The sequence below is a fragment of the Thermostichus sp. MS-CIW-41 genome, assembly GCF_054058915.1.
The window spans coordinates 25,309-36,649 of record NZ_JBSSBO010000031.1 but is presented as its reverse complement, the minus strand read 5'-3'; the positions used below and the strand labels follow the sequence as shown (position 1 = coordinate 36,649).

Genomic DNA, 11,341 nt, shown 5'->3' with positions numbered 1-11,341 from the left:
CTCGTTTTGACAAATTGGCCAGGAACTTCTTGAGTTTTCTCTATCTCGTCAGTGCTCTCTTTTGGCTCAAATGAAAGATCAACACAACCTAGTACTACCCTTACTCCTACAGGGGCCTGTGCTCAACGCCCAGGGGCTTACCTCTGACAATACCACTGGTCTTAGCCCTCTTCAGCCAGGAGGTGATTTTCGGAAGAGTTCCCAGAAGAGGGCTGGATCCCCTACCCCCGCATAGGCAACCTCGAAGGGTAGAGCTTAGGATGGCTTGACCCATCTCCTCTTTATCAGCTCTCTCGCTGCCTATGAACCTGTCATCCATTGCCAAGCCACAGCAGCTTTCTCTTTTGCTGATTGCACTTCAGCTAACTCTGGGAGCGCCGGCGACAGCTCATCCGGTCACCACTTCTGCAACGGACTCGACGGCGGCGGCCATTCAGCGAGTAACGGAAATTCATGGCGGAGCTGGGCCTTGGGCCGTGGTCGGCTATCGCATGGGGATGCGCGCTCTGCAGGAGCTGGGCTTGATGAGTCCAACTCCCCACACTTCTAGGAACCGTTTTCTGGTGGAGGTCATTCACGAGTCGCCGGCAGAGATCCCGTTCGTGTGCATTGTGGATGGCTTGCATGCTGCAACAGGGGCCAGTTTGGGCAAGTTGAACTTGAAGCTGGTGGAGGTCGAATCTCTTGAAAAAATGCGCAGCGTGGTCATCCACCGAGAGACCGGCAAGCGGGTGGAGTTTCAAGTTTTGCCTGAGTTTATCGCCAAATACCGGAACTTGCCCCCGGAACAACTGGCGGCTGCAGGGCAGGAAGTTCTTCAACTGGCCGATGAGAAGCTTTTCCGTCTCGCCATTAGCCCATAGCAGGGAATATCGCTGCGGGATCCCTTCGGCATTCCTGAGCCAATCAGCTCCAGACCCGAGCGGGTGGCCACCTCTGCCGGATGCTCTCTTTCTGGAACTAACTCTGATTATCGTGGGCTCGCTAGGTACCCCCTAAGGGATCCGGGCTTGAGCGAATACATCTTGAGGGATCACCTTTAGACCCGGCAGGAAATCATCTTGAATGGCTTGAGATCCCGTAAAGGTGCGCGGCGGGGCATCGGGATAGAAGACCGTGATGCTCTTGGCTTGGGGATCCACCACCCAAACGCGGGGGATCCCAGCTTCTAGATAATCGGTTGCCTTCTGAGCTATGGCTCCAAAACTCTGGCCAGGAGAAAGGATCTCGATCACCAACTCGGGAATGGCAAAACAAGGTTCATCGGTCATGGCCTCAACCGGCAACCGCTCGTTAGAGATGTAAGTAACATCAGGAACTGGGATCCAGGGCTCTGCCTTTCGTGTTAAAACAACTGCCCACTCAGTATGTGCTGACCCAGGCTTAGGACACTCAGGGCTAGAGCACCAGTCCTCCAAAATTTGCCACAACACCGGTTGGAGACGAGCATGGAAGCGTTTTGGCGACATGGGTTCGTTTTTGGAGACGGCCCGCCCATCGACTAGCTCATAGACAATATCCCCCTCCGGCAAGGCCAGAAACTGTTCGGGAGTTAGCTTTTGACCTGAAATGGACAACTCTGGAGTCGATAGCATCACAGGATCCCCGTTGTTTAGGATGGCCGAATCTCTGTCTAGGCTAGCTCTGACATCCCCCACCTTCACCGTTTTGAAACAGTTGTCGAGCAGGGATCCAAATCCAGCGGCAAGATGGCTCCACTCAATTTTGGGGGTAGAGATCCCCATCTTTCTGGCACCGGCTGAGCAGAGGATGCCACTTTTCGTGAGAGGATAGGGCAACATTCAACCCAGAACCCTCTCCAGGCAACTTGAGAAGGGGGGGCTTCCAGGCTGCAGTAGCTTGAAGATGCCCGTGCTTCAATGCTTGAAAGCCGTCATCGAGAGGATCCCTATGGCTAATACCCTTTTGACCACTCTAGGCACCAGCCCCTACAGCGAGACGGTGTATGTTTTTGGGGAGCGGAAAGCCGATAGAACCCGTTATGTTGCCAAAGCCCTCTGTCAGCTCTTTGACATCGAGAGGGTGATTGTGCTGCTAACCCAAGAAGCACATGACACCCATTGGAAGCATCTACGGGACTGCCTACCCCCCCACGTGGAGAAAATTGCCAAGGCCATTCCTGAAGGGAAAACCGAGGCAGAGACCTGGGAGATCTTCGATGTGCTGGTCGATAGCATCGAGCCCCATACGCGGCTGGTTTTCGATATCACCCACGCCTTTCGCTCCATCCCCGTACTGGTGCTCTTGGGAGCCGCCCTTTTGCGCAAGGCCAAGAATGTAAATATTCAGGGGCTGTACTACGGTCTCTATCTCAAAGACCAGCAGGAAACACCCATCATCGATCTCACCCCCGCCCTTCGTCTTTTGGACTGGCTGACGGCTACCGACAAATTCATCAGCACCGGCTCGGCCTTGGAGTTGGGCCAACTTTTGGATACAGTTCAACGGGACTTTTACCGCCAACCAAAGCTCGGCAAAAGGGATCCCAGGCCCACCCGGCTGCAGAGCTTTGGACAAGCCATCCGCGACATCTCCCGTTCTCTGGAGCTGGTGAGGCCGGTCAGCCTGCAGGAGGACTTGCGCAAGTTACAAAGACACTCTACCCAGGAGTTGGCAGAAGAGGTGGGCCAATTTGCCAAGCCCTTCGGCCTGCTGCTGCAAAGCATTCAAAATAGCTACAGCCAACTGGCGCTGCCGGCAGACCAGAAGGAGGATCCCCGCGCTCAAGTTCAAAAGCACTTTCAACTGCTGCGCTGGTATGTGGAAAAGCGCTTCACCACCCAAGCCATTCTCTTGGCCCGCGAGTGGGTGGTCTCCGCCCTTTGCCTCTGTGAGGGGATCCAAAACTACCTCGAACGAGAAGCGCGGCAGGGAATTGAACACCAGTTGGGATCCCTCATCCCGCGGGAAGAGCAGCTCTTGGGAGATCTCCCTGCGACTGGATCCCTTATCCAACACCAAGAGCAGCTTCAGTCCCTGCCTCCCATTGCCGCCCATGTCCCAGATGTGCAGCAGCTAGCCAAGCTCTGGTCTCGGCTGAGCGAATACCGCAACGACGTGGCCCATGTGCAGATGAAACCCAAATCTCTACGCAGCGAAGTTCTGGAGAGCTTTGTGCTGCAGGATCTGCTGCCGAAACTGGAAGCGCTGTTTCCTGAATTGACTCGAACAGAGGGGGAATTGGAAGGGGATCCTTCCAATTCTCGGTAGGCTACCAACGTCGGCCCACCCTCAGGTTCTGGGTTTTCAATTTCGGTCCAGCGGTTGGCAGGGGCTGAGCTTGAACAAGTCCTATTGACCTGGAGAAATACTGAAAAAAACCTGAGGGCCGGTCGGGATCGGTGGACTTTGTTTTGTAGCTTCTGCAGCCGGCTATCGGGTGGCTGCTGGGGTTTTGTCTACTTTGTTTCTTGCACGTTCAGTTCTTAACTTTCCTATCTTTCCTGCGAAAACACCATGTCTTATCACTACTACTGGCAAGCAAAGCTCTGGGGCCTGCTGCATGATCCTGCCCTCAAAGCCCTCCACGACGCCTCTGGCCGCGCTAAGGAAGGGCTGTGGCCAAACCTAGCAGCGATGCAGGGGTGGATCTCGCCCAAGGCAGAGGGATCCTCTCCCATAGGCGATGCTGATCTCATCGCCTCGGCCAGCGACCGCGCGGCCATTGGCCATTTGCCCATAGCCATCAACTATCAAGTTGAGGATCGCAACTTGGGTCTTGGACTAGAAATGAGCCACTTGCTCTCCGGGCGCAAGCACTTTTGGCAATTGGCCGATGACCAACACCAAGCCCTCAAGAATGCCCGCTCCCGTGCAGACTACCTGATGGAACGGGAGGAGAACGCCATCCCTGATTGGGTTCGGCAGGAGACGGATCCCCAAAAAGTGTTTTGGTGGTTTTGGCGGTGCTTTCCCCAAGCTATTTGTCAGGAGTTTGGGGATGAAAGCTTGCTGTTATTGCCAGCAGAAACCCGGCTGCCAGACGGATCCCTGTGGAGCCACGGCAGCGTCACCGCAGCCCTAGCGGGATGTTTGGCCGGCTACGACGAGCCCAAGTTCGCGCGTCCCTTCTTGGTGAGCTTTACCTTCAACCCCATCCAGGAGCTGATCAAAGCCAGCCGCAAAATGCGGGACTTTTGGGCCGGATCCTGGCTGCTGCACTACCTTTCTGCCCGCATGAGTTGGCGACTAGCTGAAAAATACGGTCCCGACTGCCTACTCTACCCCAGCCTCTATGGCCAGCCATTAATCGACTACTGGCTGCGGGAGAAGTACCCCGAATTTGAAGAATGGATCCCTCAACCTTCTGCCAACGCCCTGCTCACCGCCGGTTTTCCCAACGTGCTCCTGCTGCTGTTGCCGGAAGACCGGGTGCAAGCGGCCATGCAGATGGCGCAGCAGACCCTCAAGGAAGAATGGAAGCAGTTGGCCCAGAAGGTGCTGGATTACCTGCAGGGGGATCGCCGCTGGCTGAGGCAGTTGCACCCAGAGGATCCCACCTGGCAGGGATGGCTAGAGCACCAGTGGCAGCACTACTGGGCAGCCGTGCCCCTGGGATCCCCGGCTCACTCTCTCAAGGATACCGGCATCCTCAAGCCCCCTCATGTTTCCATTGATGCGGATCCCTGGGTCAGTGCCCAAAACCGCACCTATCACCTGGGGGCTAAGCAAAAGCTCTTTGCTGATGAGGAGCTGGAGTTCTTGCGAGTTAGCTTCTGGGATCCCCAAAGACAACAGCGCCGCCAATACAAGGCCGGACTCAACGTGGGATCTTGGTGGGCAGCCGCAGTGGAGCAAAGTCGGCGGCTACAAGCCGCTTGTAAGCAGGCCCGCGATTGGCAGCTCCCCGTTGCGTTTGGGCCGCGCAGCACCGTTTCGGGCTTGGGGCCGGTGGTGCATCCCTCACCGCGGCAGGGGTGGATAACAGAAGGGGAGAGTCGGCGGCTTTGGCAACGGCAGGCCGGGCTCTTCGATGGCCGGGAACAGCTCAATGCCACCGAAACCCTCAAGCGGGGCTTGTACAAAGTGCTGCCGGAGCTCTTCCGCGAGCTGGATGAAGACCAGATTGCCGCTTCCTACCCGGATCTCACGGCTGGCGTAGCCGGCTACCTCAAAACCCAAGGGCGACGGGAACGAGAGCACTTCGAGCAGGCCTGTCAGGCAGTGGAGGCCCGCTACCCGGAGGTCAGAGGGGTGCTGCGGGAAATGCGGGGCAAATGGGGGATCCCGTGGGCCGACCGGCAGAACCTGCGCTACCATCCCCGTCTGCTCAATGCCGGTTGGCTGGTGGAAGACCTGGAGCTGGACGAGGAAACGCAAAGAAGCTACCGGCAGGACATCGAGACGCTTCTAGGCCGCTACTACCCCAGCGTTAACCCCGCCAGTTGGTACGTGCTGGCTGCCGGGGATGGGGACGACATGGGCAAATGGCTCAGGGGCGAGAAGATGAAATCCTACTACGACTATCTGCCTCAACCCCTACAGCGGCTGGCCAACGGGCAAACGGAAGCCATTGGCGAGGTCTTTGGCAAGGACAAGGAGGAGCTGGAGCAAGTCAAAGACGCTTTTCAGAAGTTTGTCAAAAACAGCCGCAAGCGCATGGGGCCTGCCACCCACAGCGCCCTAAGCCGCGCCCTGCTGGATTTTTCCGGCCAGTTGGTGCCCTACCTAACAGAGCAACGCTACGCAGGCAAGCTCATCTACGCCGGCGGGGACGACGTTTTGGCCTACACCAACCTCTGGGAGTGGGATGGCTGGCTGTGGGATATTCGCCAGTGTTTCCGGGGGGGAGAGGATGACTGGCGGGAGTTTGAGAACCTGGGGGACTACTGGCAGTGGAAAAAAGGGCGGCCTCCCGAAGGTTTGAGCCGGCGCCCCCTCTTTACCCTGGGATCCGCAGCCACCATCAGCTTCGGCGTGGTGATTGCCCATCACTCGGTGCCTCTGGCCATTGCCCTGGAAAACCTTTGGCAGGCGGAAGAAGAAGCCAAGGGCCACCTCTATGCCCATGGCTGCCCCAAAGACAGCGTGCAGGTGCGGGTGCTGTTTGCCAATGGCAACCAACTGGTGAGCACCAGCAAGTTCGACACGTTCGACAAGTGGAAGGATCTCCTTGATTTTGACTGGAAGCTCATGGGCCAGCAGCAGGATCAAAGCTCCTTGTTTGAGCAGGCAGCCCAACTGTGGGAGCAACATCCTGCCCCCAGCCCAGAGGCGGTGCCAGCCTGGGCCACGCTCTTTTGCAGCCGCCGGGATCTCTTCAAACAGGAATCGGAGCAGAAAGAGCACTTCCAGAACAAGCTTGTGGAGTTTATCCAGCATTTTTGGCAGCACAGCCTGCCCGCCCAGCCCCAGGAGTGGGATCTGGAGATCAAAAACTGGTTCAAGCTGGCGGCTTTTGTGCTGCGCAACCGCACCGTGAAATTGGGGAGGAACGGCCGATGAGTTGGTTTACCCTATCACCCTTGGATGTGTGGATGTTTCGAGATGCTAAGCCCTTTGCCCCGGGAGAGCGGGCCTGGGCCAACAGCAGCTTTCCCCCCAGTGGCCACACCTTGGCCGGGGCTGTTCAAGCCTACCTGGGCCAGCCGATGACGCTGCGGCTGCGGGGCCCCTTTCTCTGCCATGACGAAAGGCTCTATTTCCCCGCCCCTTTGCACCTGGAAGACGGATCCCCCCTTGTTCCCGTTCCTTGGTTGGACAAGACGGATCCCTACTTCCATTGCCGCTGGGATCCCACCCGGCCAGCCCCGTTGGTGTCCCTGAGGCCAGCAGAGGAGGAACCCGAAGGCAGCCAGAGCAGCAAGAAGAAAAAAACGGGAGGCTACCTGCCCTTCGAGGTGGTGCAAAAGGCGCTGGAAGGCAAAGGCTGGGATCTCAGCCAGGCCGTCAAGCCGCCGTTGAAGTATGAAGTGCGGCCCCACAACACCCTGCAGGTGAGCAAGCGGCAAGTGCGAGAAGCCGATGGCTACTTTGTGGAGACCTGTATCCGTCTTCAGCCGGGCTGGAGTTTGGCCCTTTCCATCGAGGGCTGGGATCCAGATGGCGAAGCCTGGGATCCCTTGCCCCTGCAGCAAGAAGTGGTTGTGCGGCTGGGGGGAGAAGGCCACGGTGCCTTGCTAGCCCCTTGTCCGAAGTTGCAGGCGCAGTGGCAGCAGTTGCAGACCCTTTCTCAGGCCGCCTTTCGCCAAGCCCGACGCGCTTTGGCCTACTTGGTGACCCCAGGTGTGTTCATCAAAAAGGTGGACGGGCGTTCCCTCTGCCGTGCCTGGCCGTGGGAATGGCGATTGGCCACTCCCCATCCTGCTCACTCCCTCACCGGCCCCCTGGTGAGCGTGGCCACCGGCAAGCCCGTTCCCATCAACGGCCGCCTGCGGGTAGATCACCCCCAAGAGCCGCGACAGATGAGCCTACCCGCTCCTCAAGTTTTTGCAGCGCCTCCTGGCAGTGTCTACTACCTGGAGCAACCGGCCCCCCTCAACCAAGAAGAGCCCGAGCTAGAAGATGGCCGGCTCAACGTGTTCCACCGCTGGCGGCTGTTGGGCTATAGCAAGCTCTTATGGCTGCCTTGGGCGAACTGAGTTTTGCTTTCAGCCCTCCAATGCTTACTCAAAAAAGGAGAGATTTGTATGCCTTTTCAGATCGTTTACCTCCATCTGTTGACTCCCCTGCACACCGGCGGCACCACCCAAGAAGGAAACCTCTTGGGGATTGCCCGCGAATCCCACACCAATTTGCCCTACATCCCTTCCAGCACCATTCGGGGCAGGTTGCGGGCCAGCATGCCCGATAAAAACAAGAAATTTGAGCTCTTTGGCAACGAAATTGGGGAAGGGGATCAGCTTACCCAAGGATCCATTTGGATTGGAGATTGCTCCTTGCTTTGGATCCCGGTGCCCTCCCTCAGCCACGGGGTGGTGTGGATAAGCTGCCCGCTTCTGCTCAAGCGCTGGCTGCGGCTAACAGGCCAGAATCTGTCAGTGCCGGATCCCTACAGTACGAGCTTGGGCACTAACCGCCCCATTTACCTCAAAGATGCCATTCTCAAAGAGGGTCTTCGACAATGGTCGGAATGGAAGAGCTACACCAAAGATCCTAATATCAGTCGCGTGATCGTTTTACCAGATCAGCATTGTGCCACCCTCATTCAAATGAGCCTGTGGCGGCAGGTGAAAGTCAAGCTTAGCGAGCACAAGGTTGTGGAAGGAGGCTTCCGCTATGAAGAGGCCATTCCTCCCGATAGCTTGATGTACTTTACCTGGGGGGTTACAGCCCAAGCAAATGGCAGTTCTGAGGAGGCAATGAAAGAGTTTCGAGATCTGCTGCAATCCAACCAGATTATGCAGATTGGCGGCCAGGAAAGCTTGGGCCGAGGCTTTGTGGAGCTGTCTTTGGATTAGATCTCAACCTAGGAGGGAGGTTTTATGAATAGCTTTGATCCGCGCACAATGGCCAAGCCCGTTTACGAATCCCTGTGCCAGCTCAGAGCACAAACCAAGGATACAGAAAGGCTAAAAGAGCAGAAGAACCAGGCTGTGGAGCTGTACACCTATCTTTCCACCTGGGGTTTGCTGCGCCTCAAGGCCGAAGAAGATGCCCTTAGCCAAGAGGGCAAAAAAGAGGTGGTCAAGGAGTTTTTCGATTGCCTAGAAAAGATCTCCGGTCAGAATGGAATCTCCAAATCCGACGGCCTAGATCGCCTCATGAGATTAGAAGTTGAAGAGTACCTGGGCTTAACAGGACTGGGACTTGCCTTGGCACAAGAATTCAGCTTCTGGGCTACAGCCATTTACCATGACATTAGCGGAGGGGAATAATGAGCGTAGCCATTCCAATCCAGTCTATTTCCCTGTGTGAAGGAAGCCAAGTGGTCATCCATTCGCTGACTTGGCAAGACTTTGAGAGCATTTTGGAGGAGTTAGGGGAAGACCGCCACACTCGCGTTGCCTATTACAACGGCACTTTAGAGATTATGTCTCCCTTATCCAAACACGAGCGCCCTCATCTCATTGCCGGCTACATTGTCTCAGCCATTCTCGATTCTCAAGGGAGAGACTGGGAAGACTTTGGCTCAACAACCCTTAAAAAGTCTGGCAGTGCTGGGGTGGAGCCTTACACCTGCTTTTATGTCCATCACCTAGAGCAGATGCGAGGGTGTGAGGGAAGAATTGATGTTGATCTATTGCCCCCGCCCGATCTGGCCATTGAGTCCGACATTACTTCCCGAACCTTTATCGATGCCTATAAAGCTATTGGCGTGCCGGAAGTTTGGATCTTGGGTGAGCGAAGTTTACGGATATTTATTCTGCAGGGAGAAGACTACGTAGAATCGAGCTGCAGCCGACTTTTCCCAGACTTCGACATCCCCAGGCTTGTGCCTCAACTCATTCGACGCGCCTTAGAAATTGGCACCAGCGCCATGTTGCGCGAATTTCGGGAAACGCTTCGCAATTCCTAATACTGCTTTCCGTCTTTAGGAGAAGATCAAATGCCTAGCAATCGTCCTGCTCCCTGGTTAGGACATCCCTTGGATCCCAACCCCAGCCCAGATCCCACAGCGAGCTTTATTGAATATCTGCGTTGGATGAGGGCTCCAGCAACTCCTTTCAAAGACGGAGCCAAAGTCGATCTGGTGCACCAGGCAGAAGCAAAGGCAAACTACGGAGCGCGTCTTCAAGTTCTGAATGCTCGCATCAAACGCATTGCCGGAGAAAAAAACACTTTTCAGGTCACCTGTCCCTGGCGAATTCGGGTAGGCGGAGCCAAAGGCCCGGAGAGCATGCTGCTGCCCGCTTTTGATCACTTAGGGATCCCTTACCTTCCCAGCTCCACCTTGCGGGGGGTAGCCCGCGCCCAGGCTATTCGAGAGTTGATGCAGAAGCACAATCTGTCTTGGGAGGAGGCAGATAAAGCAGTGGCACCCTGGCTTGGGCACCTGGAAGCTGAGGACAAAGATAGTGCTGGCAAGGTGATCTTTTTGGATGCCTACCCTGTGCCGACCAAGACTCAAAAACAAGGGGATCCTGATAACTCCAGGTCGGGAGGCTTGGCTGTTGATATTGCCAATAACGTTTGGAGATGGAATGGCAACAGCTTGGAATATAAAGCAAATCCCAATGTCTTTTTCTCTCTCAAACAGGCCACGTTTTTAATCGGGATCCGCAAAGGCCCAGGCTGCACCGACGAGATGTTGGCCCAAGTGAAAGAATGGCTCATCCGCGGGCTGGAGCAAGGGGTGGGATCCCAGGTCAACACCGGCTATGGGCGACTAATCCTAACTGATCAAACCCCCACCCAATACAAGGGAGAATTCTTGCGGCTGCCTTTTGAGCTGGAGGGTCAGTTGATCCACGGGCGGCAAGTGGTCAACTGGAGACCTGATAAGAACCGGTATGACAACAAATCAATTGCCGAAGTCCGACCGGTAGCCTTTAAGAACATGCTGCGCTACTGGTTTCGAACCTTTGCCCTGGGTGTTTTGCCCGTGAAGCAGGTGCAGGAATGGGAGGGGCAACTTTTTGGGGCCATCACTCCCCAGCAAAAACACGGCTGGATCCATGTGGATCTTTTAAATGGGCAAGTAACTCAACCAGAGCCGGAACCCAATCAAGCAGGAAAGGGGAAGCGTGCTGGACGGCAAGAAGGGATCCTCATTCTCAGCCTTTCTGAGGAGTGCTACAACCATGCTTCAAAGGAGAACCAGAAAGCGGTGCAAAAGCTCTTTCGGAATCTGACCTGGATGCTGTTTCACCTGGGAGGTATTGGCCAGGGGGCAAGAAGGCCCTGCTACTCTCGCCAAGACCGCGGTAGAGCTCCTTGGTGGCGGGGATCCACCCTCATTCCCAACTCCGAAGATTCATTTTGGAATCTGCCAGAGTCGGTAGAGGAATTCCAGAAACTCTTTCAGAAGCGGCTGCGGGGCTTTTTTGAAGCACTCCAGGTTTTGACTGGGCAGGCCATTGATCCCAGCAATCCCAGGAGCTTTGGTCAGGTCAGCAAAGAAAAAGAAAAGTGTCCTGAAGCTGTGGATGCCCATTGCAGGATTGTAGTCTGCAGCGGCCCAGAAGAGTTTAATAAGCCCTATGCTTTGGCTGTTTTGCACAAGGTAGGCAAGATAGCGCCAGGAAAATACGACAAGTTTCTCTGCGGCGACACAGGCACGCCGTCCCCTGTCTGGATTGCAGATTTGGATGACTATCAGGTGGTTACCGTTTTTGGGGCAACGGTGAATCCTAGGAAAAGTTATCTTGAACAGCTCAGGAAAAATGCTGATGATTTTGGAATAATCTGGCCCTTGAAGTAGAGATATTGGAGAATCTCT

The 11,341-nt window shown here is 55.7% G+C and carries 9 protein-coding genes; 8 read left to right on the top strand and 1 reads right to left on the bottom strand.

Annotated features, from left to right (window positions below; translation table 11 throughout):
• The first annotated feature begins 302 nt into the window (after positions 1–302).
• Positions 303–863, top strand: a complete 561-nt coding sequence (locus ACVWXE_RS09925) for a formylmethanofuran dehydrogenase subunit E family protein (protein WP_457490218.1) — start codon at positions 303–305, stop codon at positions 861–863.
• Positions 864–995: 132 nt separating this feature from the next.
• On the opposite strand, the gene ACVWXE_RS09920 is transcribed toward ACVWXE_RS09925, so the two are convergent.
• Positions 996–1,595 (bottom strand): Uma2 family endonuclease, encoded by a 600-nt coding sequence (locus tag ACVWXE_RS09920; RefSeq protein ID WP_414399424.1) that lies wholly within the window; start codon positions 1,593–1,595, stop codon positions 996–998.
• A 316-nt stretch (positions 1,596–1,911) separates the two neighbouring features.
• On the opposite strand from ACVWXE_RS09920, the gene csx2 reads away from it, so the two are divergent.
• From csx2 to ACVWXE_RS09885, 7 genes are all read left to right on the top strand, one after another.
• Entirely contained in the window at positions 1,912–3,231 is a 1,320-nt protein-coding gene (gene csx2 / locus ACVWXE_RS09915; RefSeq protein WP_457466633.1) for a TIGR02221 family CRISPR-associated protein, read from the top strand.
• Positions 3,232–3,477: 246 nt separating this feature from the next.
• The gene (cas10, locus tag ACVWXE_RS09910) at positions 3,478–6,465 is read left to right on the top strand and encodes a type III-B CRISPR-associated protein Cas10/Cmr2 (RefSeq protein ID WP_457490217.1); all 2,988 of its coding nucleotides are present in this window, start codon (positions 3,478–3,480) and stop codon (positions 6,463–6,465) included.
• Positions 6,462–7,601 (top strand): type III-B CRISPR module-associated protein Cmr3, encoded by a 1,140-nt coding sequence (locus ACVWXE_RS09905; protein WP_457490216.1) that lies wholly within the window; start codon positions 6,462–6,464, stop codon positions 7,599–7,601. The genes cas10 and ACVWXE_RS09905 overlap by 4 nt, the downstream gene beginning before the upstream one ends.
• Before the next feature lie 48 nt (positions 7,602–7,649).
• On the top strand, positions 7,650–8,420 hold the full coding sequence (gene cmr4, locus ACVWXE_RS09900) for a type III-B CRISPR module RAMP protein Cmr4 (RefSeq protein ID WP_457490215.1): 771 nt from the start codon (positions 7,650–7,652) through the stop codon (positions 8,418–8,420).
• Between the two features lie 24 nt (positions 8,421–8,444).
• The gene (locus tag ACVWXE_RS09895) at positions 8,445–8,837 is read left to right on the top strand and encodes a hypothetical protein (protein WP_457490214.1); all 393 of its coding nucleotides are present in this window, start codon (positions 8,445–8,447) and stop codon (positions 8,835–8,837) included.
• Entirely contained in the window at positions 8,837–9,478 is a 642-nt protein-coding gene (locus tag ACVWXE_RS09890) for a Uma2 family endonuclease (protein ID WP_457490213.1), read from the top strand. Before ACVWXE_RS09895 ends, ACVWXE_RS09890 begins: the two co-directional genes overlap by 1 nt.
• A 30-nt stretch (positions 9,479–9,508) precedes the next feature.
• The gene (locus ACVWXE_RS09885; protein ID WP_457490212.1) at positions 9,509–11,323 is read left to right on the top strand and encodes an RAMP superfamily CRISPR-associated protein; all 1,815 of its coding nucleotides are present in this window, start codon (positions 9,509–9,511) and stop codon (positions 11,321–11,323) included.
• Positions 11,324–11,341: the final 18 nt, after the last annotated feature.

Excerpts from the sequence above, each read along its gene's own strand:
- ACVWXE_RS09925 (WP_457490218.1), top strand. The coding sequence starts at position 303 with ATGAACCTGTCATCCATTGCCAAGCCACAGCAGCTTTCTCTTTTGCTG.
- ACVWXE_RS09920 (WP_414399424.1), bottom strand. The coding sequence starts at position 1,595 with ATGCTATCGACTCCAGAGTTGTCCATTTCAGGTCAAAAGCTAACTCCC.
- csx2 (WP_457466633.1), top strand. The coding sequence starts at position 1,912 with ATGGCTAATACCCTTTTGACCACTCTAGGCACCAGCCCCTACAGCGAG.
- cas10 (WP_457490217.1), top strand. The coding sequence starts at position 3,478 with ATGTCTTATCACTACTACTGGCAAGCAAAGCTCTGGGGCCTGCTGCAT.
- ACVWXE_RS09905 (WP_457490216.1), top strand. The coding sequence starts at position 6,462 with ATGAGTTGGTTTACCCTATCACCCTTGGATGTGTGGATGTTTCGAGAT.
- cmr4 (WP_457490215.1), top strand. The coding sequence starts at position 7,650 with ATGCCTTTTCAGATCGTTTACCTCCATCTGTTGACTCCCCTGCACACC.
- ACVWXE_RS09895 (WP_457490214.1), top strand. The coding sequence starts at position 8,445 with ATGAATAGCTTTGATCCGCGCACAATGGCCAAGCCCGTTTACGAATCC.
- ACVWXE_RS09890 (WP_457490213.1), top strand. The coding sequence starts at position 8,837 with ATGAGCGTAGCCATTCCAATCCAGTCTATTTCCCTGTGTGAAGGAAGC.
- ACVWXE_RS09885 (WP_457490212.1), top strand. The coding sequence starts at position 9,509 with ATGCCTAGCAATCGTCCTGCTCCCTGGTTAGGACATCCCTTGGATCCC.